This window comes from Enterobacter sp. WI-ESBL-E8, assembly GCF_053364895.1.
Genome location: NZ_JBRWXJ010000001.1, coordinates 4,311,597 through 4,333,172, shown reverse-complemented (window position 1 = coordinate 4,333,172; position 21,576 = coordinate 4,311,597). Strand labels below are relative to the sequence as shown.

31 protein-coding genes are annotated in these 21,576 nt (G+C 55.3%); 29 read left to right on the top strand and 2 right to left on the bottom strand.

Translation table 11 applies throughout. The features are described from left to right. Positions 1-2 precede the first annotated feature (2 nt). A complete protein-coding gene (locus ACWHWP_RS20645; RefSeq protein WP_131797896.1) occupies positions 3-386 on the top strand; it encodes a hypothetical protein in 384 nt (127 codons plus the stop codon). A 219-nt stretch (positions 387-605) separates the two neighbouring features. Beyond that, positions 606-1,283: a hypothetical protein gene (locus ACWHWP_RS20640; RefSeq protein ID WP_063432351.1), complete on the top strand. Its 678-nt coding sequence runs from the start codon at positions 606-608 to the stop codon at positions 1,281-1,283. 57 nt (positions 1,284-1,340) lie between these two features. Here ACWHWP_RS20640 and ACWHWP_RS20635 read toward each other — a convergent pair whose 3' ends face one another. Continuing rightward, entirely contained in the window at positions 1,341-1,796 is a 456-nt protein-coding gene (locus ACWHWP_RS20635; RefSeq protein WP_074164753.1) for a SymE family type I addiction module toxin, read from the bottom strand. Between the two features lie 352 nt (positions 1,797-2,148). Between ACWHWP_RS20635 and ACWHWP_RS20630 the strand changes: the two genes are divergently transcribed. Continuing rightward, positions 2,149-2,274: a hypothetical protein gene (locus ACWHWP_RS20630; protein ID WP_265327688.1), complete on the top strand. Its 126-nt coding sequence runs from the start codon at positions 2,149-2,151 to the stop codon at positions 2,272-2,274. A 182-nt stretch (positions 2,275-2,456) separates the two neighbouring features. Then, on the top strand, positions 2,457-3,140 hold the full coding sequence (locus tag ACWHWP_RS20625; protein ID WP_447856264.1) for an outer membrane protein: 684 nt from the start codon (positions 2,457-2,459) through the stop codon (positions 3,138-3,140). A 101-nt stretch (positions 3,141-3,241) separates the two neighbouring features. On the opposite strand, the gene ACWHWP_RS20620 is transcribed toward ACWHWP_RS20625, so the two are convergent. Then, a complete protein-coding gene (locus ACWHWP_RS20620; protein WP_429055912.1) occupies positions 3,242-3,817 on the bottom strand; it encodes a phage repressor protein CI in 576 nt (191 codons plus the stop codon). A 227-nt stretch (positions 3,818-4,044) separates the two neighbouring features. Between ACWHWP_RS20620 and ACWHWP_RS20615 the strand changes: the two genes are divergently transcribed. The 25 genes from ACWHWP_RS20615 (at position 4,045) to ACWHWP_RS20495 (ending at position 21,464) form a co-directional block, all read left to right on the top strand. Beyond that, the gene (locus ACWHWP_RS20615; protein ID WP_059310548.1) at positions 4,045-4,383 is read left to right on the top strand and encodes a DUF5347 domain-containing protein; all 339 of its coding nucleotides are present in this window, start codon (positions 4,045-4,047) and stop codon (positions 4,381-4,383) included. 68 nt (positions 4,384-4,451) lie between these two features. Continuing rightward, complete coding sequence (locus ACWHWP_RS20610; protein ID WP_063957154.1) at positions 4,452-4,679, top strand: DUF2732 family protein; 228 nt, start codon at positions 4,452-4,454, stop codon at positions 4,677-4,679. After that, positions 4,679-4,900, top strand: a complete 222-nt coding sequence (locus ACWHWP_RS20605; RefSeq protein WP_047347784.1) for a TraR/DksA family transcriptional regulator — start codon at positions 4,679-4,681, stop codon at positions 4,898-4,900. The genes ACWHWP_RS20610 and ACWHWP_RS20605 overlap by 1 nt, the downstream gene beginning before the upstream one ends. A gap of 1 nt (position 4,901) precedes the next feature. Then, positions 4,902-7,085: a replication endonuclease gene (locus tag ACWHWP_RS20600; protein ID WP_447856261.1), complete on the top strand. Its 2,184-nt coding sequence runs from the start codon at positions 4,902-4,904 to the stop codon at positions 7,083-7,085. Positions 7,086-7,194: 109 nt separating this feature from the next. After that, on the top strand, positions 7,195-7,635 hold the full coding sequence (locus ACWHWP_RS20595) for a DinI-like family protein (RefSeq protein WP_059310551.1): 441 nt from the start codon (positions 7,195-7,197) through the stop codon (positions 7,633-7,635). Between the two features lie 179 nt (positions 7,636-7,814). Next, positions 7,815-8,018 (top strand): tail protein X, encoded by a 204-nt coding sequence (locus tag ACWHWP_RS20590; protein WP_447856259.1) that lies wholly within the window; start codon positions 7,815-7,817, stop codon positions 8,016-8,018. After that, positions 8,009-8,230, top strand: a complete 222-nt coding sequence (locus tag ACWHWP_RS20585; RefSeq protein WP_029741404.1) for an HP1 family phage holin — start codon at positions 8,009-8,011, stop codon at positions 8,228-8,230. Before ACWHWP_RS20590 ends, ACWHWP_RS20585 begins: the two co-directional genes overlap by 10 nt. Next, the gene (locus ACWHWP_RS20580) at positions 8,214-8,723 is read left to right on the top strand and encodes a lysozyme (RefSeq protein ID WP_063957150.1); all 510 of its coding nucleotides are present in this window, start codon (positions 8,214-8,216) and stop codon (positions 8,721-8,723) included. Before ACWHWP_RS20585 ends, ACWHWP_RS20580 begins: the two co-directional genes overlap by 17 nt. Before the next feature lie 8 nt (positions 8,724-8,731). After that, positions 8,732-9,145: an Rz-like lysis system protein LysB gene (lysB, locus tag ACWHWP_RS20575; RefSeq protein ID WP_447856257.1), complete on the top strand. Its 414-nt coding sequence runs from the start codon at positions 8,732-8,734 to the stop codon at positions 9,143-9,145. Next, positions 9,033-9,278, top strand: a complete 246-nt coding sequence (gene lysC, locus ACWHWP_RS20570; protein ID WP_230122831.1) for an Rz1-like lysis system protein LysC — start codon at positions 9,033-9,035, stop codon at positions 9,276-9,278. The genes lysB and lysC overlap by 113 nt, the downstream gene beginning before the upstream one ends. Then, positions 9,241-9,708: a phage tail protein gene (locus ACWHWP_RS20565; RefSeq protein ID WP_059310554.1), complete on the top strand. Its 468-nt coding sequence runs from the start codon at positions 9,241-9,243 to the stop codon at positions 9,706-9,708. Before lysC ends, ACWHWP_RS20565 begins: the two co-directional genes overlap by 38 nt. Before the next feature lie 112 nt (positions 9,709-9,820). Next, positions 9,821-10,462, top strand: coding sequence for a phage baseplate assembly protein V (locus ACWHWP_RS20560; RefSeq protein ID WP_447856255.1), 642 nt, complete (start codon positions 9,821-9,823; stop codon positions 10,460-10,462). Next, positions 10,459-10,809, top strand: coding sequence for a GPW/gp25 family protein (locus ACWHWP_RS20555; RefSeq protein ID WP_047347791.1), 351 nt, complete (start codon positions 10,459-10,461; stop codon positions 10,807-10,809). Before ACWHWP_RS20560 ends, ACWHWP_RS20555 begins: the two co-directional genes overlap by 4 nt. Positions 10,810-10,814: 5 nt before the next feature. Further along, positions 10,815-11,723 carry a baseplate assembly protein gene (locus ACWHWP_RS20550; RefSeq protein ID WP_447856252.1) on the top strand — a complete coding sequence of 303 codons (909 nt, stop codon included), beginning with the start codon at positions 10,815-10,817 and terminating at the stop codon, positions 11,721-11,723. Beyond that, positions 11,716-12,246 (top strand): phage tail protein I, encoded by a 531-nt coding sequence (locus tag ACWHWP_RS20545; RefSeq protein ID WP_447856251.1) that lies wholly within the window; start codon positions 11,716-11,718, stop codon positions 12,244-12,246. Before ACWHWP_RS20550 ends, ACWHWP_RS20545 begins: the two co-directional genes overlap by 8 nt. Before the next feature lie 11 nt (positions 12,247-12,257). Further along, complete coding sequence (locus tag ACWHWP_RS20540) at positions 12,258-14,336, top strand: tail fiber protein (protein ID WP_447856249.1); 2,079 nt, start codon at positions 12,258-12,260, stop codon at positions 14,334-14,336. 1 nt (position 14,337) lies between these two features. Continuing rightward, entirely contained in the window at positions 14,338-14,769 is a 432-nt protein-coding gene (locus tag ACWHWP_RS20535) for a tail fiber assembly protein (RefSeq protein ID WP_047347795.1), read from the top strand. A 287-nt stretch (positions 14,770-15,056) separates the two neighbouring features. Continuing rightward, positions 15,057-16,250, top strand: a complete 1,194-nt coding sequence (locus ACWHWP_RS20530) for a phage tail sheath protein (protein ID WP_447856247.1) — start codon at positions 15,057-15,059, stop codon at positions 16,248-16,250. Between the two features lie 11 nt (positions 16,251-16,261). Further along, positions 16,262-16,780: a phage major tail tube protein gene (locus ACWHWP_RS20525; protein WP_047347797.1), complete on the top strand. Its 519-nt coding sequence runs from the start codon at positions 16,262-16,264 to the stop codon at positions 16,778-16,780. 56 nt (positions 16,781-16,836) lie between these two features. Continuing rightward, positions 16,837-17,145 (top strand): phage tail assembly protein, encoded by a 309-nt coding sequence (locus ACWHWP_RS20520; RefSeq protein WP_059310559.1) that lies wholly within the window; start codon positions 16,837-16,839, stop codon positions 17,143-17,145. Positions 17,146-17,177: 32 nt separating this feature from the next. Further along, positions 17,178-17,297 (top strand): GpE family phage tail protein, encoded by a 120-nt coding sequence (locus tag ACWHWP_RS20515; protein WP_023616176.1) that lies wholly within the window; start codon positions 17,178-17,180, stop codon positions 17,295-17,297. After that, the gene (locus tag ACWHWP_RS20510; RefSeq protein WP_447856244.1) at positions 17,290-19,569 is read left to right on the top strand and encodes a phage tail tape measure protein; all 2,280 of its coding nucleotides are present in this window, start codon (positions 17,290-17,292) and stop codon (positions 19,567-19,569) included. The genes ACWHWP_RS20515 and ACWHWP_RS20510 overlap by 8 nt, the downstream gene beginning before the upstream one ends. Positions 19,570-19,580: 11 nt before the next feature. Beyond that, positions 19,581-20,045: a phage tail protein gene (locus ACWHWP_RS20505; protein ID WP_063432380.1), complete on the top strand. Its 465-nt coding sequence runs from the start codon at positions 19,581-19,583 to the stop codon at positions 20,043-20,045. Next, positions 20,042-21,196: a phage late control D family protein gene (locus tag ACWHWP_RS20500; RefSeq protein ID WP_252000859.1), complete on the top strand. Its 1,155-nt coding sequence runs from the start codon at positions 20,042-20,044 to the stop codon at positions 21,194-21,196. The genes ACWHWP_RS20505 and ACWHWP_RS20500 overlap by 4 nt, the downstream gene beginning before the upstream one ends. Positions 21,197-21,263: 67 nt before the next feature. Next, the gene (locus ACWHWP_RS20495) at positions 21,264-21,464 is read left to right on the top strand and encodes an ogr/Delta-like zinc finger family protein (RefSeq protein WP_029741756.1); all 201 of its coding nucleotides are present in this window, start codon (positions 21,264-21,266) and stop codon (positions 21,462-21,464) included. Positions 21,465-21,576: the final 112 nt, after the last annotated feature.

The window sequence follows — 21,576 nt, the reverse complement described above, 5'->3', positions numbered from 1 at the left end:
AAATGGATATAGAAATTAATAGTCCTATAAATATTACTCTTGATGTAATGGAGCTTGACGGACATATTCCATCCATGAAGTTTAGTGTAGCTATTCGGGTAAGGAAATTTTGCTATAGCTCCGAGGTAAGCTCTCAGTTCTGGATAGAATGTCAGGGGGTTGACAGGTTTATCGATAATATGAAAAGGGGTGATGTAGCAATACTTAAAGATATGAACCATTTTTTCGAGTTGCGGGTATTTTCTTCTCAAGGCTGGCTAGAATGGTCATGCACCAAAGAAGATTTGGAAGGAAATGTTACATCCTTCCAAGGAAAGGAAAAGCTAACTGAAGAATCAACGCGCATGATATATGAAGCATTTCGAGATTATCCTAAATGGTGGTAACCAGGAAGATCCCGGCCTGTATGTCGGGATAAACTATTACGCTTTATTCGAAATTCTCGTATCTGCGCTGGATCACTGACAGATTGCCGACATTTAACGGCAGTGGATATTGCAGAATGCAGGGGAACGACAACTTAGGCCTGAACTAAGTACGAAAGAGCGGTAAGCGTAAGAAGTAGAAGGATATTCTCCTTCATTATTTTATCTCAAGGAAAGAAAATGAAAGTAACAAAATTCACAGCAACTACTTTACTTTTCGTTGTAGCGCTAACGGGTTGTGCCAGCAAAATAAAGCCTGAAAAAATAACCTCTTCAAATGGTAGTTCGATTGAGATTATGGCTGTGGCAGCACAGGCAGACCTTAATAATAATCGTATCGCAGATAATTCACTACGCGTAGTTACCCCAACTCATAATGCTGTAGGAAAAGGGCTAGCCGTTTTGTCTGTGTTAACCGGAAATATAAATTCCAGCAGTTTTGATAAAGAAAATTATAAAGGGGAAATCATCGAGTCGATCAAAAACCCTACTGATACCTATCTCGCTCAAGGTGCAAAGAAAAGTATCAGTAAGTGGATGGACTCCCAATCCAGCGGATATGTTTATAAAGAGCAACTCTATATTGGCCATGCTACCTGGGCATTGATCTTTAAAGATGCTACGGCAACCACTCCCGTTTATCAGCTGAAATATAAGGTACTTTTCTATAAAAAACCTGAGGGTGGGAATATGTTTTCCGCTTATATTGTAGCTGAATGTTCCCCAACTCCTGTGGAAGCGAATCTGTCAGAATGGGAACGTGAGAATTATAAGAAGGTGACTGTTGAAACCCAGAAGTATATGGATGCCTGTATCCTTGAGTTAAATAATCAACTCCCGAGCTTGCTTAAAAAGTAGCATCTATATTAAGTTATCCAATCCCGGTTTTAACACCGGGATTTTATTTTTTAAATGTCATTTACCCCGTTTTATCACCGGTACATCTCCCAAATCATTCAGCGCTCCCGGAAAGGTCTTTAACCACTGTGCCACTTTCTTTTTATTAATATTCACCACACTCATACCTTCCAGGCATCCCCATAACTCACGCGTATGCTGCGGCGTAATCACAATACAATCCTTCATCACCCGGATTTTTACAGGCATCCCGTCAATAAAACCTGCATTTGCGAGCCACTTGCCGCTAAGGGGGAGATATTTACAGTCCACCCGTGAATAAAGTTCGCAACAGGCAGAGCAGTCTTCCGGTGTTTCCGCTCGGGGGTGAACAGGGGCAGCATCAGTCCGGTTCCCGTGCAAACGGCGAATATCATTTTTGCGTATCAGATCGCGGTTTTCGGTAATACTGTTAAAAGCGTCTGATTCTGTTTTGAAAACAGTAAACTCTGGCTTAAAATTCGTCTCAGCCATATTCAACTCCTTGAAAGTTGTTTTTGGTTAGCGGCATGTAGGTGTTCCACCACCTTCATGCTGCGTTCGTTAATAATATTAAAAATTATATCCGGTTAACGCTTCCTTTACTGTGAAGTGATTTCCTTTGCGTTGATTATACCTGGCTGAATAAAAATACAGTATCTGATTAAAGGGTAAGTTCGGGAATTGCGAGGTAACTTCAGAAAATATGACTGTGATTGTTGTGTCACTCGTTAATTATCATTAACGGTTTTTCGTATCGCCCACCTATCCTGACAATCTTCCTAAATCACCTGTCGTTTTAAGAAGTCCAATTAATCACGGTCTGATGGGACGGGTCGCAGTGCGGATGAACCAAATAACGGTCAATAGCCTGAACGTGCCGGAAAACACCACAATGGATGCGACCGAAATGGAAACGGTTCACACCGATGGCGCGATTGTCCTGCTGCGTTTTCCCACAACCGTTAACTGATTGAAATAGCGATAAACAGATCAAAAAACAAGACCAATCCCTACGTAAAATTACCAGGTTAAACGCGTATTCATCCGAATAGTTTGCCCCTTCGGGACTGCTTATGCTTCGTCTCACTGACTTTTTCCTGCCAACGGCGGACGACTGTTCGACGTGCGGAATATTTTTTCAACGGAGTAGAGATGAATATGAAAGCTATTTTAGCCGCCCTGCCGATCGCAATGATTCCGGCCACTGTTCTGGCAGCAAATAACGAGGAAGGGTATTACGGTTCGGCAAAATATCTGCAGGTTGAACAGCGTGCGAAAGAGATGGATACCAGCGCGCGCCCGGGTGTCGGGCAGTTTGTGGGTGGTAAAGAGAAGGAGCACTTCGGCAGCGCGGCGATTGCAGCGGGCTACCAGTTTGGTAACGGCTGGCGTACCGAGGGTGAATATACTTTTAAGCAGAAGGCCGAATATACCAGCGGCTCCAGCACATTCGCTAATAGCTATAACCACCTGAAAACAGAAACTGAGCGCCTGATGGTCAACGTTTATCGTGACTATGAGCTGGGTTATGGCGTTTCCCTGTACGGGACGGCAGGCCTTGGCGTAAGCAAGATTAAAGCCGGCGGCTGGCAGGGTAACTCGGGCCGTGAATATGCCTCAATCACGCAAAACAACCTGACCTACGCCTTAGGAGCCGGTGTGAGTTACACGGCAATTGAACGCCTGTATGTTGATCTGGGCTACCGCTATATCGATATGGGCAAGATCGAAAGCGGATATAACAACTTCACTAACGCGCGTGGTTTAAAAGACGAACAGATGAAAGCACATATCGTCTCTAATGAATTTACCCTTGGCATGCGTTATGTCTTTTAGCCTGTTGTAAGCGTCACTGCCTTAAAAACAGGGCCAACGCCGCAGGAATGCGGGGTTGGCTTTTTTATTGCGAGCATGCGGTTTTGATTACCCGCACGCCATCAGTTCACCTCGCTGTAAATCCCCACCACGCGACCCACCGTTTTGATCTCGTCGATACCGCATTCAAAGGGAACCTTGCCCCCCGCCACGTGGAGCTTTTTACCCGGCAGCAGCGTTAAGTCGCGGATGCTGGTGGTGCCTTCAATCTCAACCAGCCACAGACCGTCGGTTAACGACGCCTCTTTCTCAATAAAGTGCAGCTTGCCCTCCGCCCTGACGGCGATGCCGCGCGCCAGCGGTTTGCTAAAGACAGCAGAATCGATACTCAAAATAGTATTTTCTTCTAGTCTTCCATCACTAAGGGTGAACGCGGAAACCGAAACGGGATCGCCCGGCGCGGGGTTACCTTCAAACTGCGCACCTTGTCCGGTCATCAGCCAGCGAAGGCTGGCGCCGGTGTCCAGCGCGCACTGAACCGCAAAGTCATAAGAGATGGTACCGCGCGCGTAGCGGTTCTGAAGCGAGCTGGCGGCGATATTAAAGTGCCGGGCCAGCTGGATTTTCTGCGTGAAACCATATACCTGACAGATTCTATCGAGTAACTCTTCATTATTCACTTGAGAATCTAAAATCAAAATATGTTCCTTTGAGTGTTTACTAATACTCATTTGGGTATTAATATCATTACAAATTCGGGCAATCAGCGGCAGACGTTGGCAAACAGAGGCTAATGATTGCAGACAGTATCAAAATGGGAATCATGCAGCATGGCTTCTGAAATCGCAATCCTCAAACGGCGGAAAAAGCCGTGCTGTGCCCGTTATCAGCGCATTAGCGTGCGTGAATTTACGCGAGGGGAGATATGGCGATAGAAGCTGCCCGTGCAAGGGTTCCACTTAGCGTGGGGGCTCGTCTTAGCGGGCTTAACCACGTCGCTGAACTGCGCGCCCGATACGGGAGCGATAGCGGAAAAGAGCTGGCGCGGTTTATGGCCGAGCTGCGCGATAAGCGCGATCCCTGTTTTGAGGAGAACAGCAGGGCGCTGGCCGCCATCTTTTTCCTGGCGAGATTGCCCGTCGCCCGTCACGAGTGCGATATCAGCGAGCTGACGACCGAGGAGAAAAGGGCGCTGATTACCGCCATGAACCATTTTCGTGCTGTTGTGAGTCTATTTCCTGAACGGCTGACCATGCCGGTGTAACCCAACCAAAAAACGAATGGCGTAAACCCGCCGGGCATTCTATTGCCTGAAATTAAGGAGAACGCGTGATGCGAAACAGTGAAAACCGCCCTTATCCGATTGGAAGTGAAGAACTGAAACGCCTGCTGAGGGAGGCAAAAACAGAGGAACGATGCGCACGAGCCCGCGCGGTCTCCCTGCGCCTGGAGGCGCTGGCGAGCCATATCTTCAAAACCGGCATGAGCGGGGAAGACGTTGCCGAACTGCTGTGCCTCGAGGCGGCCCGCTACGAGCGCGAATCACAGGAGCTGCACTGATGGCTGATTTTATCGATCTTGCGCAGGCGCGCGAGCAGGAAGACAGAGAGCGGCACATAAATCACGCCCGCAGACGGCCCGCATCGCCTTCGCGTTTCCTCTGCGAGGACTGCGAGGCCCCGATACCCGAGGCGCGCCGCATGGCGGTGCCCGGCGTGGCCCTGTGCGTCACCTGCCAGGAGATCGCGGAGATGAAAAATAAACACGTCCGGGGAGGATGAGTTGGCTACGTCATTTGCTTATCCGTGGAACGCTCCGCGGTCGGCCATTGCCAGCCCCTACCTTACTCATGCCCAACTGCAGCGCCGCGATCGCCTTTTCGCGGCGCTGCAGCAGGCAAGAATTGCCCTCTCACAGCAGCCTGACTGCGTGCGCGTTGACGTCTGGCGCACGGTCGACGCCCTCGAACAGCGTCGGGGCAGCCCGCAGGCCAATGCCTTTTTGATCCGCTTCTGCAACAGGATGCTGCCCCGCCTGCGGCAGGTCTCTGAACGCTATGCCTGCGCGGGCCTGCACAGCGCGGTCTCCCGGGCCGTGTTTGACGGCCATTTCGACACCCGGCTTCTGCAATACCTTGCCTCGCGCATGGTCGAGTTGGTTGCCCGCTATAACCGACTTCCGGATATGTCCCGCGCGGATATCGACCTGCTGGCCGCCGATATCGCCAGCTTTATTCGCGGCGAGCTGGCGAATATTAACGATGCTGACATGGGTGAATACCAGACGCTGTTCGTCTGGTATCAGCGCGCCGGGCTGATCGCCCGTCAGTTCAACGTGTCGCCTCCGCACTGGGAGCGGGTGTCGAAGACGTTTTTTAACAAAGATGATGTTGCCGCGGCGGTGATCCGCCTGTTTTCCGAGGCGTGGTGGCGCGGGCGCCTGCGCCGGATCGCGGCTGCCTGGCGCGAGCATTTGCAGATTGCCCTCGGCAACGTCAGCAAAAAGAGAACGGCGTATGCGAGCAAGCGCTGCGTGACCGAGTGGCGCGAGCAGAAGCGCCGCACCCGCGAATTTCTCAAGGGCATGGAGCTGGAAGATGAAGAGGGCAACCGCATCAGCCTGATTGATAAATACGACAGCTCGGTGGCCAACCCGGCGATACGTCGCTGTGAACTGATGACCCGCATTCGCGGCTTTGAACACATCTGCCAGGCGCTGGGCTATGTGGGCGAGTTCTATACGTTAACCGCGCCCGCGCGGTATCACGCGACCGTTAGTGCGGGCTACCCCAACGCGAAGTGGGACGGTGCCAGCCCGGCGGAGACGCAAAGCTACTTTACCCGGCTGTGGGCGCGCATCCGCGCAAAGCTGCACCGGGAGGGGCGCCGTATTTTTGGTATCCGCGTTGCGGAACCCCATCACGACGGTACGCCCCACTGGCACATGCTGATGTTTATGCGGCCGGAAGAGGTCGAATGCGTTCGCCGGATTATAGGGGACTACGCGCGGGAGGAGGATGCCGCCGAGCTGCAGAGTGAAGGCGCCAGACAGGCGCGCTTTCACGCAGACGCCATCGATCCGCAGAAAGGCAGCGCTACCGGCTATATCGCCAAATACATCTCCAAGAATATCGACGGCTATGCGCTGGATGGTGAAACCGATAATGAAAGCGGCGGGCTGCTGAAGGAGACGGCGTCCGCCGTGTCGGCCTGGGCGGGGCGCTGGCACATTCGCCAGTTTCAGTTTATCGGCGGGGCGCCGGTAACGGTCTACCGCGAGCTGCGACGTCTGGCGGATACCGAGGCCGCGCGCGGTCTGAGCGTCGAGTTTGCCGCCGTCCATGACGCTGCCGACGCCGGGGACTGGGCGGGTTACGTCACCGCGCAGGGCGGGCCGTTTGTGCGTCGCGATGATTTACAGGTGCGCACGCTGTATGCCCCGCGCGCCGGGTTTAACCAGTACGGCGAGGAGACCGTCCGCATCCGCGGCGTGTACGATTCCGCCGTCGGCGCGGGCAGCCCCATTTTAACCCGGCTCACCCAGTGGAAAATTGTGCCGAAGCGGGCCGTGGAAGATAAGACTGCGCCTCCTCGGAGTTCTGTCAATAACTGTACGGTGAGCGATCTCTCTCAACCTCTTAACCGGCGTGCGAGACGGGCGTTAACCGAACGCATCAAACGCATCCGGCCCGGCGCAGCGGCGCCCTTTGTCTACGAGCGGGATCCGCAGAACGGGGTTCCGGAGAGGGTGATTGACGAGATCCGGCTTGCCACCGGAATCGCCATCAGCCGGGGAGAGGCCCTGCATCTTATGGCGGGCGGCGTCAGCCGCTTTAACGACAAATGGTGCAGAGGCGCAGCTGACGGATCGCTCTTTCCGGCGGGGCGTTCTTATCAGGAAAAGGCGCGAAAAATCCTTGAACGTATTGGGCATTTAACGGAACTGCTCACCCAGCGGGTACGCTAATCTCCATCGATATCATGTACATACCGCGAAGGGTTCTGATTTTTCGCTTCACTCTTTTTATGAATACGTGCTACTGTATGTTTATACAGTATCTCGTGGTGGAGGTTGTGTGGACAGAGAGTTGAACGAGCAGGTCATGATTGAACGCGTCGAGATGATTGCGCGACTCACGACAGAAGGAACGTGTCAGGAAAGAGATCGTGAAATTGCCCTGAATTTGATTGCTGAGATTGCGCGGGGAAATTTAATCAAGAACAACGCGTTTACCGTTGTTTTCTCGGCATCGCCTGTTCCGGAACGCATTAAAAAAGAGGGTAACGTTCGGGTGAACATTACCCTCGATAAAGATCGGCAGATTGGCCATGCCGTCGTCGAGGCCTTCCAGTGCGAACTGACCCGCAGAATACGGTCCCTGTTTCCGTCATCCCGGGTGAACGTGAAGTTAGGCTCGGTGACGGGAGTCGAGCTCCAGGGGCTTGAAAGAGAGGCCGATCGCGAGGCGCTGGACGCTATTCTCCGGGAAGTCTGGGAAGACGAGAGCTGGCGCTAGCCCCGGCTCATTACCCGACCCCACGCCCTCATTCAGATTTTGCGCTTCCGGTGAACCACGCGTCGCTGCTCGCGGACGGTCTGTTGTGTCCGCGTTTGCCCATCTCTCAGCGATAGCGAAAAGACCGCCGGCCCGGGAAACTCTACGGTACCTGGAAAACCGGATGTTGGGAGCGTCTGATGAAAATCTATGCAATGCAGGGGGACACGCTTGAAGCCGTTTGCGCTCGCTTTTATGGGCGCACGGCAGGCGTCGTTGAAGCCGTTCTGAAGGCCAATTCTGGCCTCGCGGAGTTAGGCGTTATCTTGCCTCACGGCACGCCGGTAGAGATGCCGGAGGTGGATAGCGCCCCCACAAAAGAATCCGTAAACCTATGGGACTGAGCCTGGAGAAGATCACCACGTTTATCGCCTACTGGCTGGCCGTGGCGCTGGCCTGGTTCGGGGCGATGTCTCCTGAAAAAGTCGCGCTGTACGTGGGAAGCCTTTGCGCCATTTTTACCGCGCTGACGAATTACTGGTTTAAGCGAAAAACCTGGCGCTATCTCCAGTCTCTGGGCCTCGACAAGAAGAGCATTCGTGAACTCAATCATTAAGCGTTGCAGCGTCGCCGGCGTGCTGGCCCTGGCGGTGCTGATGCCTGACTTTCGGCTACTGAAAACGTCCCCGGAGGGGCTGGCGTTGATTGCCGATCTCGAAGGATGTCGCCTCTCGCCTTACCGGTGCAGCGCCGGGGTCTGGACGTCAGGCATTGGACACACGGCAAACGTCGTGCCGACGCGGGACATTACCGAGCGTGAGGCCGCGGTAAACCTGGTCGCTGACGTGCTCAACGTTGAGCGGCGGCTGGCGGCCTGCGCGCCGGTGGAGATGCCGCCCCGGGTCTACGACGCGCTGGTGAGCTTTACCTTTAATGTCGGCACGGGCGCCGCCTGCCGTTCGACCCTGGTGTCGTTTATTAAGCGTAAACAGTGGCCGCAGGCATGCGGCGAGCTTACCCGCTGGGTGTACGTCAACGGCGTCAAAAATGCCGGGCTGGAAAACCGCCGCGTTCGCGAGAAAGCCTGGTGCACGAAGGGGCTGCCGTGAGGGTCCTCATGCTGATATTGGCCGGGCTGCTGGCCGTCACGCTGTGGCTTCGTCATGACAACCAGACCCTGTCCCGCTCCTTGGCCACCGCTAACCGGGTCGCCAGCGAGCAAAAAAACGCTCTCGCCGCGCTTAATCAACAGCTTTCCCTGGCACATCGGATGGCCAGATCCAACGAAAACGCCCAGGTGAGGCTCCGTGAGGCGCTGCTCGTTGCCAATGAGGAGCAGGCGAGACGGGAAGCGACTATCGGGAGATTGCTCAATGAAAATGAAGCGTTACGCCGCTGGTATACCGCTCAGCTGCCTGATGCTGTCCGCAGGCTGCACACCCGCACCGCCTGCGCCTCCGCAGCACATTGTTTACAACGCCTGCCCGAAGGTGAGCCGCTGCCCGATGCCGGGAAGCGAACCCGCCACTAACGGCGATCTCAGCGCAGATATTCGCAGGCTTGAGTACGCCCTTATCGCCTGCGCGCTGCAGGTGGAAACCATTAAAGACTGTCAGGATAAACTCGATGCACAAACTCAAGAGCCTGCGTCAGGCATTAATTGACGCGATCCCCCAGCTGAATGCTCACCCGGAGCGCCTGCAGATGTCGGTCGGCAGCGGCAATATTGACGCCCGACTGGCCTCCTCGCTCTCCTTTGAAAAGCGCTATGCGCTGAACGCGAAGGTCAGCGGTTTCACCGGCGACAGCGAGGGGGTTTTCGTCCCGGTGCTGGCCTGGCTTCGGGAAAACCAGCCGGACATGTTTACCCTCGATGAAGGACACAAAAACGGATACACCTTCGCGATCGTCCTGAACGATGACGATACGATGGACATCAGCATCAGCGTGCAGGTGACCGAGCGCATTCTCGTGTCCCAGGAGCAGGGCGCTCTGCACGCGACGTACTCCCCCGAACCGCCGCTGCCGGAGCCCGTCACGCGTCCGAAAGAGTTGTACATTAACGGCGAGCTCGTCAGCAAGTGGGAGGACTAACTCCCCCGCGCTGAAAGCCGCCTGCGGCCTGCTGTCTGGACAGCTTGTTGTTTCATCCCGCAGAAAACCCCGTCTCGTTGCTGCCGTTCTTCCTGAACGGCATTCTCTTCTCATGAATACATTAACTTCCATGAACGGCATCGCTCGCGCGATCCGCAATCTGATTCGTATCGGTGTTGTGACCGATGTTGACCTCAACAGAAGGCTTTGTCGCGTCCAGACCGGCGGGATGAAAACCACCTGGCTGAACTGGCTAACCTGCCGCGCGGGACGTTCGCGCGTGTGGTGGGCCCCTTCCGAGGGCGAGCAGGTGCTGCTGCTGGCCATCGGCGGGGAGCTTGATACCGCCTTCGTGCTGCCCGGCATTTTCTCGGACGACCATCCGGCGCCGTCCGGATCGCCTGACGCGCTCCACGTCTCGTTTCCGGACGGCGCGGTCATTGAGTACGAACCCGGGCGCGGGGCGCTGACGGTTTCAGGCATTAAAACGGCCGACGTTACCGCCTCTGAATCGCTGACCGCCACCGTGCCGGAGGTGCGGGTGACGTCAACGTCACGCATTACGCTGGATACGCCTGAAGTGGTGTGCACTAACAAGTTAATTACCGCCTCTCTTGAAGTGCAGAAGGGCGGTGTGATGGCCGGAAATATCGAGCATTCCGGCGGTAAATTCACCTCCAACGGGGTGCAGGTGGACAACCACGCGCACGGCGGCGTGCAAAGCGGCGGAAGCTGGACTAAGGGGACACAATGACGGTGCGTTACAGGGGAATGAACAGGCAGACCGGGCTTAGCATTTCAGAGGCTGACCACATCCGGCAAAGCGTGCGCGACATTCTGGTCACGCCGATTGGCTCGCGGGTCATGCGCCGGGATTACGGCTCGCTGCTGGCGGCGATGATCGACAGGCCGCAGAGTCCGGCGCTGCGCCTGCAAATCATGGCTGCCTGTTATTCCGCCATCCAGAAATGGGAGCCGCGGATAAGCCTGACGGCCATCACCTTCGAGCGTTCGGAGAACGACGGGACGTTGTATGTCGATATCACCGGCACGCGCCCGACCTCCGGACAATCCTTTTCTATCACCATTTCACTGAGTTAAACGCTATGGCTATTGTTGATCTGAGCCAGCTCGCCGCGCCTGATGTCGTGGAGGAGGTGGATTATGAAACGCTGTTGGCAGAACGAAAGGCCACCTTTGTCTCGCTCTATCCGGAAGAGGAGCGAGAGGCGATTGCACGGACGCTGACGCTGGAGTCAGAGCCGATTGTGAAGCTCCTGCAGGAGAACGCCTACCGGGAAGTTATCTGGCGCCAGCGCGTTAACGAGGCCGCGCGTGCGGTCATGCTGGCCTATGCCGCAGGCAGCGATCTGGACCAGATTGGGGCAAACGCTAATCTTGAGCGCCTGGTGATTACCCCTGCCGACGACACCACCTTCCCGCCCACGCCGGCCGTGATGGAGTCCGATACCGATTTTCGTCTGCGCATCCAGCAGGCGCCGGAAGGGCTGAGCGTGGCCGGCTCAACAGGGGCGTATCAGTTCCATGGCCGCAGCGCGGATGGCCGGGTGGCGGATATTTCTGTGATCAGCCCACAGCCGGCGAACGTCACGGTCTCCGTGCTCTCCCGGGAGAATAACGGCGTGGCGTCTGAGGAACTGCTCGCCGTTGTTCGCAATGCGCTGAACGATGAGGACGTCAGGCCCGTTGCCGACCGCGTGACCGTCCAGTCGGCCAGGATTGTCGACTACAGCATTGACGCCTCGCTATTTCTCTTCCCCGGCCCTGAAAGTGAACCCGTGCTTAGCGCGGCAAGGGCCCGGCTACAGGCCTACATCACGGCCCAGCATCGGCTTGGACGTGATATCCGCAAGTCAGCCATTTACGCCGCACTTCACGTGGAAGGGGTGCAGCGGGTGGAGCTGGCCGCCCCCGCGGCGGATATCGTGCTTGATGAAACTCAAGCCTCATGGTGCAGCAACTACAGCGTAACCGTGGGGGGAAACGATGAGTAATACCCGCCTTTTACCGGTTGGCTCATCGGCGCTTGAGGTCGCGGCGGCGCGGGCCTGTGCGGACATCGAAAATACGCCTGTTCCGCTGCGCCAACTCTGGAATGCGGATACCTGCCCGGCGAATCTGCTGCCCTGGCTGGCGTGGGCGTTTTCGGTTGACCGTTGGGATGAGAACTGGCCGGAGGCCACCAAGCGGGAGGTGATCCGCGCCGCGTGGTTTATTCATGCCCACAAGGGAACGATTGGCGCCGTGCGTCGCGTGGTGGAGCCGCTTGGCTATCTGATTAACGTTACCGAGTGGTGGCAAACCGACGATCCGCCCGGCACCTTCCGCCTTGATATCGGCGTGTTAGACACGGGCATCACCGAGGAAATGTATTACGAAATGGAGAGGCTTATCGCCGATGCGAAGCCTGCCAGCCGCCACCTTATTGGCCTGAATATCATCCAGGACATACCGGGTTATCTCTATACCGGCGCCCTGAGCTATGACGGCGACATCATCACGGTTTATCCCGGATAAGTGAGAGCACAATGACAGTGAAATATAAAACGGTTATCACCAAAGCCGGTGCCGAAAAACTGGCTGCAGCAACCGTCCCGAACGGTAAGAAAGTCAATTTTGCGGCGATGGCGGTTGGCGACGGTGGCGGCACGTTGCCAACGCCAAACGCAAACCAGACGAAACTCATCAATGAAGTCTGGCGCCATGCGCTGAATAAAATCAGCCAGGACAAAAAGAATAAAAACTATGTCGTGGCGGAGCTGCTGATCCCTCCAGAGGTTGGCGGTTTCTGGATGCGCGAGATGGGGCTGTATGACGATACCGGGACGCTGATTGCGGTCGGGAATATGGCTGAAAGCTATAAACCCACGCTGGTGGAGGGCTCGGGTCGCGCGCAGACATTGCGAATGGTCATCATGGTAAGCGATATCGCATCCGTCGAGCTGACGATTGACACCTCAACGGTGATGGCAACCCAGGATTATGTTGACGAGAAGCTGACGGAGCATGAGCAGTCGCGCCGCCATCCGGACGCGACCCTTGCTGCGAAGGGCTTTACGCAGCTCAGCAGCGCCATTGACAGTGCTTCAGAGGTGCTCGCTGCAACACCGAAAGCGGTGAAGGCGGCGTACGATCTGGCTAACGGGAAGTACACGGCAGCGGATGCGACGACGGCGCGCAAGGGCATCGTTCAGCTCAGTAGCGCTACTGACAGCGTGTCTGAATTGCTGGCGGCGACGCCGAAGGCGGTGAAGACTGCGTACGATCTGGCAAATGCCAAGTACACCGCGGTGGATGCCACTACGGCGCGCAAGGGGCTTGTCCAGCTCAGCAGCGCGATCGACAGCGTGTCCGAGGTGCTGGCAGCGACGCCGAAGGCGGTGAAGGTCGCGTATGATCTGGCTAATGGGAAGTATACGGCTGCGGATGCAACAACGACGCAAAAGGGCATCGTTCAGCTCAGTAACGCGACTGACAGTACGTCCGAGACACTTGCCGCGACGTCGAGAGCGGTTAAGGCCGCGAATGATAATGCCAGCGGGCGCGTGCCGTCAGGGCGAAAGATTAATGGTTATGCGCTAACAAATGATTTCAATATTACTGCCCAGGACATTTTTAACGGTCAAGCTGTAGGAATTGGCAATGCTGCTGACTTAAATGCTTACACGACACCAGGGCTGTATTACCAGCCAGCAAATGCGCAGGCCGCAACAGGGAAAAATTACCCTGAGGCAAATGCCGGTTCGCTGGAAGTCTATAAGCATGCTGGTTTCACGCAGATTTACCGGATTTATAACAGCTCTCGCACATACATTCGCACGCTTTACAGTGGAGTGTGGTCAGCCTGGACCAGGCAGTATGATGAGGCCAATAAACCAACGGCTGTGGATGTTAGTGCGATCCCCCTGGCGGGCAGCACCGCAGTCAGTGGGGTAGTAAGAAATTCAGCTGAATTTCAAAGCATTTCGGCAAATAGCTATCGTATGGTTTATGGCAACTACGGTGCATTTTGGCGTCAGGATGGTAGCAATTTGTATCTCATGCTGACTAATAGCGGCGACCAGTACGGCAGTTATAACAGCCTTCGTCCTTTAGCGGTTAGCTTGTCTTCTGGTGATGTCACCATGGGTAAGCTGAATTTAACAAATTTTCAGTATTTCGATGCTCGTTATTATACCAAAGCGCAATCGGATGCTGCCTACATGGCGAAAACGGGCGTATATACCAAAACAGAGAGCGACGGACGATTTCAGCCTAAAGGGAGTTATACCCCTGCAGGCCAGGCCTATACCAAAGCAGAATCGGATGCCCGATACGGCGTTGGGAAAACGACGACGGGTAATAACAACGCCTACTACACACACGGCAATGGAGCTGTTTTCATGCAGGCTGTAAGAGGGATCTCTATTGGTAATAACACCGCCGTCACCGTGACTCTGCCTACGTCATTCCCTAATGGCATTTTGGGGACGGGGGTCAGCTATTACGGTTCTGGAGGCAATAACTCGGACTCGTTTTATCTTTGCACTCCGGTTGGGAAAAATCAGGTGAAAATTGAAACCCATAACTGCACTGGAACATTTTCGTTAATTGTCTCGGGTTATTGATATGAATAAATATTTTAGTAATACAGAGAGTAGTTTTTACCTTGAGGAAACTGTTCAGGTATACGAAGAGCAAGGTATTTCTGTTCCCTCAGATCTGATGAAAATAACCGACTCAGAATATGAATCATTTATGGTGTCACCAGACAGAAAGACGCCACGATTCAATATCAATCGTAATTGCATGGAGTGGGTCGATATAGCTCCGCCCTCAAAAGAAGAAGCTATTCAACATGCCGATTCATTGAAAGCACAATTGATGTCTGTTGCTACTCAGGCCATCTTACCGTTACAGGATGCTGTTGATTTAGAGATGGCTACTGATAAAGAGACGATTTTACTGACGGAGTGGAAAAAGTACCGTGTACGTCTAAACCGTATTGACGTCAATGCAGCACCAGATATTGAATGGCCTGAATCACCGTTAAGCGAATAAATAAACTTCAACTTATAGTGCACCCTAATAGCTGGACATCCCGTTATTGAGGTGCACTTTTCTATAACAAAGAAAATACTCCCTCAAAAAATTCTTATACCAGTAACTCTGGAACAACCATTGCTGTTTAATTAGACAATAAAATTATCATCAGCGATCAAAGCTTCGGGTAAATCAATTCAACTGCTCATTGTATGTTGTGCTGCCCTACCGCCAACGGCATTACGTTTCATACCTCCTCCGCCCAAGAGAAAATAGCCTCACCACTAAACGAAGGAGTTAACCGGATGGGCGACTATCACCACGGCGTGGAAGTCATCGAAATCAACGATGGCACGCGCACCATTTCTACCGTCTCGACGGCAATCATCGGCATGGTCTGTACGGCCAGCGATGCTGACGACAAGACATTTCCGTTAAACGAGCCAGTGCTCATTACCAACGTGCAAAACGCGATTGCGAAAGCCGGCAAGGCGGGGACGCTGTCCTCTTCTCTGCAGGCGATCGCTGACCAGTGCAAACCGGTTGTCGTGGTTGTGCGCGTTGCCGAAGGTATCGACGACCCGGAAGATCCGGAAGCGGCACAGAAAGGGACTATCTCTAACATCATCGGTACCACCGACGAAAACGGCAAATACACTGGCCTGAAGGCGCTTCTGACCGCGAAAACGGTAACCGGCGTGAAGCCGCGCATTCTCGGCGTGCCGGGGCTGGATTCTCAGGAAGTGGCGACCGCACTGGCAGCGACGTGCCAGAGCCTGCGCGCGTTCGGCTACGTCAGCGCATGGGGCTGTAAAACGATTCCTGAGGCAATCAACTACCGCAAAAACTTTAGCCAGCGCGAGCTGATGGTTATCCACCCTGATTTTCTGGCATGGAATACCACCACGAACGCAACGACAACGGCCTGGGCTACCGCCCGTGCGCTTGGCCTGCGCGCCAAAATCGACCAGACCATGGGCTGGCATAAAACCCTGTCAAACGTTGGCGTCAACGGCGTCACGGGCGTAAGCGCCTCCGTCTCCTGGGATCTTCAGGAGCAGGCCACCGATGCGAACCTGCTTAACCAGGCTGGCGTCACCACGCTGATTCGCAACGACGGCTTCAAATTCTGGGGTAACCGCACCTGCTCAGACGACCCGTTATTCGTCTTTGAAAACTACACCCGTACCGCACAGGTGCTGGCCGATACCATGGCGGAAGCGCATGCGTGGGCGATGGATAAACCTATCACCCCAACGCTTATCCGCGACATCGTTTCCGGTATCAACGCCAAGTTCCGCGAGCTGAAAACCAACGGCTATATCGTCGACGGCACCTGCTGGTATGACCCTGAATCGAACGATGCATCCACCCTGAAAGCGGGGAAACTGTATATCGATTACGACTACACCCCTGTCCCGCCGCTGGAAAACCTGACCCTGCGCCAGCGCATCACCGATACCTATCTGGCAGATCTGTCAGATTCGGTTAATAGCTAAGGAGCTGAAGCATGGCGTTACCACGCAAACTTAAATACCTGAATATGTTCAACGATGGCCTGAGCTATATGGGCGTTGTTGAGTCTGTCACCTTACCGAAGCTCACCCGCAAGCTGGAGAAGTATCGCGGCGGCGGTATGCCTGGCTCGGTCTCTATCGACCTCGGCCTGGACGATGATGCCCTGGCGCTGGAGTGGACCATTGGTGGTCTGCCGGACGTGGCGCTGTGGGCGCAGTATGCCTCTCCGGGCGCGGACAGCGTGCCTCTGCGCTTTACCGGCTCTTTCCAGCGCGACGACACGGGCGAAATCTCCGCCGTCGAGATCGTGATGCGCGGCCGTCACAAAGAGTTTGATGGCGGTGAAAACAAGCAGGGCGAGAGCGGCACCACCAAGATGTCCACCGAGTGCGCTTACTACCAGCTGACCATCGATGGCAAAGAGATTGTCGAAATCGACATCATCAACATGGTGCTGAAAGTCGACGGCGTCGATCGTCTGGCTGAACACCGTAAGGCGATTGGCCTGTAACCCTTTAACCGGCCGGGACTGCCGGCCGGTAAGTTAACTTTCTGAAGAGTAACGAAATGGACAACATCAACGAGACTGCCATGAACGAAAGTGAAAACCTACATATCGTCACGCTGGATAGCCCCGTTCTGCGCGGCGAGCAAAAAATCGAAAAGGTGACCGTCGCCAAACCCAATGCGGGAACCCTGCGCGGGGTGTCGCTGGCGTCGCTGGCGCAATCTGACGTCGATGCGCTGATCAAGGTGCTGCCGCGAATGACCTCGCCGGCGCTGACCGAGCATGAGGTTGCGCGCCTGGATGCCTGCGATCTGCTCTCTTTTGCAGGTAAGGTGATCGGTTTTTTGTCACCGGCTTCGGCTCGCTGAAATTTCCCGAAAAACTGTCGGTCGACGATCTGATGGCGGATATCGCGGTGATCTTTCACTGGCCGCCGTCAGAGCTGTACTCCCTGAGCGTGACCGAACTCCTCTTATGGCGCGAAAAAGCGCTGCAGCGAAGCGGAAACCACCATGAGTAATAATGTCAGTCTTCAGGAACTGCTTAAGGCAGTCGACCGGGCAACCCGACCGCTTAACGCTCTCCATAACGCCAGCCTCACTCTCGCGAGCGATATCCGCAGTGCGCAGGCGACGCTGGGGGCGCTCGATGAGCAGGCAGGGCGTATTGACGGCTTCAGGAAAGCAAACGCCCGGCTCACCGTGACGGAGCAGTCGCTTGCCCTGGCGAAACAGCAGGCAGCGGCGCTGGCGGTGCAATTTAAGAACACGCAAAACCCCACCCAGGCCCAGGCCGATGCGTTGTCCGCAGCCCGAAAATCGGCAGCCGACCTTAAGCTTGAGTACAACAGCCTGCGCTACTCGGTGCAGCGCCAGCGCGCTGAACTCGCCCAGGCGGGAATAAACACGCGCACGCTCTCGTCGGATGAGCGTCGTTTACGCACCCACATCAGCGATAAAACGCTGCAGCTTAACCGACAGCGTGATGCGCTGGCCCGCGTCAACCAGCAGCAGGAGCGGCTGAGTACCGTTCAGAATCGCTATGAGTCAGGCAAACGCGTTGCCGCACGGGTGCATCAGCTGGCTAATGCGGGCGTGGGCATGGCCAAAGCGGGCTTTGACCAGACGTCCCGGTTCATGGCCCCCGGCATCAGTTTTGAAAAGCAGATGTCGGCCATACAGGCAAGCCTTGGCCTGGAGAAGGGCGACGCCCGGCTTGAGGCCATTCGCCAGCAGGCGCGGGAGGTAAGCGTCAGCGCCGGCGTACCTGCGGATACGGTCGTTCGGGCTCAGAACGCGCTGGCCCGTTCAGGCTATGACGCCGATGGGCTGCTTGCGGCCACCGCGCCAGCGGTCAACCTCAGCCTGGCGGGGAACGTCGACGCGGCTAAGGCGGCCGATACGATCGCCAGCACGCAGGCCGCGTATCGCCTGGCGAATACGGATGCGGGGCGCATCGCAGACGTGCTTACGCGCGGTTTTACCTCTTCAAATACCACCCTCGCTGAGATGGAGGCCGCCATCACCTCCGCCGCGCCCGCTGCGGATGCTTCCGGTCTGGGGCTTGAAGAGACCACCGCGCTGCTTGGCGTTCTGGCGGAAAAAGGGATGAAAGGTGCGGCTGCCGGGGACGCGCTCAGCGCGATGCTGCGCCATGTTCAGACTCCGGATGCCATAAAAGCCGCGGGGGTGCTGGCTTCCGCTTCGGGTGATGGATCGCTTGATGAAAAACGTCAGCAGCTGCAGGGGGCGAAGGGCAGTACCGCACTCGCGGCTTCCGTTCAGACCGATAATCTTGACGGCGACATCAGCCGGTTCCAGGCCGCGTTGAACGGGTTGAAGATTGATGTATTTGATAAATCGGATGGCGCTTTGCGCAATCTGACCACTACCGCAACGGGGTGGGTCGGCACGCTTTCGCTTTGGGTAAACGCTAACCCTGAGCTGACGCAAACCCTGGTCAGCGTGATTATCGGCGCACAGGCATTTGCCGGCGTACTGGGCACCTTAGGGATGGTCGTCGCGCCGGTGTTGTCTGGCCTGAATCTGGTCATGACCGCCGCAGGAATGTTGGGAACGGTATTCAGCGTGGTGGGTGGTGCCATCATGACGGTGCTGGGCGCCCTTAGCTGGCCGGTTATTGCCCTTGGCGCGGCGATTGCCGCCGGTGCTTTGCTGATTTTTAAATACTGGGAGCCCATCAGCGCCTTCTTTGGCGGAGTGATTGAGGGGCTTTCTGCGGCCTTCGCGCCGCTGGGCGAGCTGTTCGCTCCGCTGTTACAGGCCTTTGGTTTCATTTCAGAAAAACTGGGCGGGATCTGGCAGTGGTTTACCGATCTGATTGCGCCGATTAAGGCAACGCAGGAAACGCTCGACAGCTGTAAAAATGTCGGCGTGGCGTTCGGTCAGGCGCTGGGCGATGCGCTAATGGCGCCGCTTAATCTCTTTAACAGCCTGAGCGGCAAGGCCAGCTGGCTGCTGGAGAAGCTCGGCGTCATAAAAAAAGAGTCGGGCAATATCGACTCGGCTGTGCCGAAAGAAGGCACATCCTCTGCTGACGCCGGCAGTGCCTGGGACCTGGAGCCACCTGTTTATAGCGGCTTCATGGGATACCAGCCGACGGCTGCCGCGGGAGGACGCTCTTACGTCGATCAGAGTAAAAGCGAATACAACATCACGCTGCAGGGGAGCACGGCCTCCGGAACGGATCTGACTCGTCAAATCCGGGAGGCAATAGAGAGCAGTGAACAGGATAAAGCGAGACGGCAGCAAGCCAGCTTTATGTATGGTTGAGGAGAGAGAAAATGTTAATGGTGCTGGGTCTGTTTGTCTTTGAACGACGAACCTTACCGTATCAGTCAATGCAATTTTCAAAGGACTACCGCTGGGTGTCCAACGATCGCATCGGAAAACCCAAAGCCTGGCAGTATCTTGGCGAAGGTGAGACTTCTCATTTGCTCACAGGGACGCTCTATCCGGAAATCACCGGCGGGCGACTCTCCCTGAAGGCGATCGAGCTGATGGCGAATGAAGGACGGGCGTGGCCGTTGATAGACGGCACCGGCATCATTCACGGCATGTTTGTCATTGAGAAAGTCACGCATACGCACACGGATTTTTACAGCGATGGTGCCGCCCGAAAAATTGAGTTTACCCTGTCGCTAAAACGCGTGGACGAATCGCTGATGACGATGTTTGGCGACCTGAGAACGCAGGCTTCAGAGCTGGTGGAAAGCGCACATAATAGCATTGGAGGGCTGGCGGGATGATCGCTGAAATGAATATCCGGGCGGGTGGGAAAATCGCCCCTGATTTTATGCTTAAGCTTGACGATCGCGATATCACGCAAAATTTCAGCCATCGTCTTATCAGTTTGACCATGACCGACAAGCGCGGGCTGGAGGCCGATCAGCTGGATATTCAGCTGGATGATTCCGACGGGCTGTTAGACCTGCCTGCCCGGGGGGCAACGCTCTCCTTATGGCTGGGATGGGCGGGAACCCCGCTCGAGCAGAAAGGGAACTTTACGGTCGATACCATTGAGTTTCGGGGCGCGCCGGACACGCTGACCATTCGGGGATGCAGCGCGGATTTTCGCGGAAAGCTAAACGTGCGGCGCGAACAGTCGTGGCATGACACGACGATCGGCGCGATCGTGAATACCATTGCTCAGCGTAACCGGCTGACCGCCAGCGTCGCGGCGGATCTTTCATCCATTGCTATTTCTCATATCGATCAGTCTCAGGAGACAGACGCGGCGTTTCTCACCCGCCTGGCCGAACGCAACGGTGCCTTTGTTTCAATTAAAGCCGGCAAGGTTATTTTTATGAAAGCGGGCCAGGCCGTGACGGCTGGCGGCACCTCGATTCCCTTGATGATGATTGAACGTGGGGATGGCGATAAGCATCTTTTTTCCGTCGCGGACCGTGAAAATTACTCCGGCGTGACGGCCAAATGGCTGCAAACGCGCGACCCCAAAAAGCAAAATCCTCAATTGAGTATTAATCGTTTGCCTGAGGGGCAGGCGGCAGAGGGGCTGCAGCACCCGGATGCCGCTGCGCCGATTGCGGGAGCAGGGGGGAAGGAGCAGAAGCCGCAAGAGATGCTGGTGGGATCGGCGGAAAACGTATTTGAGCTCACCACGGTGTATGCCTCGGAAGAGCAGGCGCTGAGGGCTGCGGAGGCGAAGTGGCGCGCGCTTCAGCGCGGTACCGTGAATTTTTCCATCCAGCTGGCGCTGGGACGCGCCGATCTGTTCCCCGAAACGCCGGTGCTGGTAAACGGCTTTAAACGCGTCATTGACGAGCAGGCCTGGATCATCAGCGAGGTGGTTCATACCCTCAGCGGGAGTGGATACACCACGAAGCTGAACCTTGAGCGTAACGTCACCGACGAAAAATTTGCTGTCGACAGTGAGTAATTTATTTGCCTTTACGTTGTTTTTGAGTATTATTAATTCACAAATTGTGAATTAAACGGAGGGGTACATGTTTCATTGTCCTAAGTGCAAGCATTCAGCGCATGCGCGTACCAGTCGCTACTTGAGTGAAAATACCAAAGAGCGGTATCACCAGTGCACCAATGTGGACTGCAGCTGTACGTTCGTGACGATGGAGTCCGTGGAGCGTCTGATTGCGACTCCCGGTGCCTCTGAACGTGTCCGAACGGCTTCGCTGAACCACGGTTAGCGACTGCGTTACCGGCTCAAAAAATCAATAAAAAAGCCACTCAATTGAGTGGCTTAATCATATGATTCTAAAAATAAAATTTGGTGGCCCCTGCTGAACTTGAACCAGCGAC

Bases quoted from the DNA above. Each gene is read 5' to 3' on its own strand.
- ACWHWP_RS20585 (WP_029741404.1), top strand. From the start codon at position 8,009: ATGGGACTGAGCCTGGAGAAGATCACCACGTTTATCGCCTACTGGCTG.
- ACWHWP_RS20530 (WP_447856247.1), top strand. From the start codon at position 15,057: ATGGGCGACTATCACCACGGCGTGGAAGTCATCGAAATCAACGATGGC.
- ACWHWP_RS20610 (WP_063957154.1), top strand. From the start codon at position 4,452: ATGCGAAACAGTGAAAACCGCCCTTATCCGATTGGAAGTGAAGAACTG.
- ACWHWP_RS20645 (WP_131797896.1), top strand. From the start codon at position 3: ATGGATATAGAAATTAATAGTCCTATAAATATTACTCTTGATGTAATG.
- ACWHWP_RS20505 (WP_063432380.1), top strand. From the start codon at position 19,581: ATGTTAATGGTGCTGGGTCTGTTTGTCTTTGAACGACGAACCTTACCG.
- ACWHWP_RS20640 (WP_063432351.1), top strand. From the start codon at position 606: ATGAAAGTAACAAAATTCACAGCAACTACTTTACTTTTCGTTGTAGCG.
- ACWHWP_RS20535 (WP_047347795.1), top strand. From the start codon at position 14,338: ATGAATAAATATTTTAGTAATACAGAGAGTAGTTTTTACCTTGAGGAA.
- ACWHWP_RS20615 (WP_059310548.1), top strand. From the start codon at position 4,045: ATGGCGATAGAAGCTGCCCGTGCAAGGGTTCCACTTAGCGTGGGGGCT.
- ACWHWP_RS20500 (WP_252000859.1), top strand. From the start codon at position 20,042: ATGATCGCTGAAATGAATATCCGGGCGGGTGGGAAAATCGCCCCTGAT.
- ACWHWP_RS20625 (WP_447856264.1), top strand. From the start codon at position 2,457: ATGAATATGAAAGCTATTTTAGCCGCCCTGCCGATCGCAATGATTCCG.
- ACWHWP_RS20590 (WP_447856259.1), top strand. From the start codon at position 7,815: ATGAAAATCTATGCAATGCAGGGGGACACGCTTGAAGCCGTTTGCGCT.
- ACWHWP_RS20630 (WP_265327688.1), top strand. From the start codon at position 2,149: ATGAACCAAATAACGGTCAATAGCCTGAACGTGCCGGAAAACACCACA.
- ACWHWP_RS20565 (WP_059310554.1), top strand. From the start codon at position 9,241: ATGCACAAACTCAAGAGCCTGCGTCAGGCATTAATTGACGCGATCCCC.
- ACWHWP_RS20520 (WP_059310559.1), top strand. From the start codon at position 16,837: ATGGACAACATCAACGAGACTGCCATGAACGAAAGTGAAAACCTACAT.
- ACWHWP_RS20550 (WP_447856252.1), top strand. From the start codon at position 10,815: ATGGCTATTGTTGATCTGAGCCAGCTCGCCGCGCCTGATGTCGTGGAG.
- ACWHWP_RS20555 (WP_047347791.1), top strand. From the start codon at position 10,459: ATGACGGTGCGTTACAGGGGAATGAACAGGCAGACCGGGCTTAGCATT.
- ACWHWP_RS20515 (WP_023616176.1), top strand. From the start codon at position 17,178: ATGGCGGATATCGCGGTGATCTTTCACTGGCCGCCGTCAGAGCTGTAC.
- lysB (WP_447856257.1), top strand. From the start codon at position 8,732: ATGCTGATATTGGCCGGGCTGCTGGCCGTCACGCTGTGGCTTCGTCAT.
- ACWHWP_RS20495 (WP_029741756.1), top strand. From the start codon at position 21,264: ATGTTTCATTGTCCTAAGTGCAAGCATTCAGCGCATGCGCGTACCAGT.
- ACWHWP_RS20540 (WP_447856249.1), top strand. From the start codon at position 12,258: ATGACAGTGAAATATAAAACGGTTATCACCAAAGCCGGTGCCGAAAAA.
- lysC (WP_230122831.1), top strand. From the start codon at position 9,033: ATGCTGTCCGCAGGCTGCACACCCGCACCGCCTGCGCCTCCGCAGCAC.
- ACWHWP_RS20510 (WP_447856244.1), top strand. From the start codon at position 17,290: ATGAGTAATAATGTCAGTCTTCAGGAACTGCTTAAGGCAGTCGACCGG.
- ACWHWP_RS20525 (WP_047347797.1), top strand. From the start codon at position 16,262: ATGGCGTTACCACGCAAACTTAAATACCTGAATATGTTCAACGATGGC.
- ACWHWP_RS20605 (WP_047347784.1), top strand. From the start codon at position 4,679: ATGGCTGATTTTATCGATCTTGCGCAGGCGCGCGAGCAGGAAGACAGA.
- ACWHWP_RS20545 (WP_447856251.1), top strand. From the start codon at position 11,716: ATGAGTAATACCCGCCTTTTACCGGTTGGCTCATCGGCGCTTGAGGTC.
- ACWHWP_RS20560 (WP_447856255.1), top strand. From the start codon at position 9,821: ATGAATACATTAACTTCCATGAACGGCATCGCTCGCGCGATCCGCAAT.
- ACWHWP_RS20635 (WP_074164753.1), bottom strand. From the start codon at position 1,796: ATGGCTGAGACGAATTTTAAGCCAGAGTTTACTGTTTTCAAAACAGAA.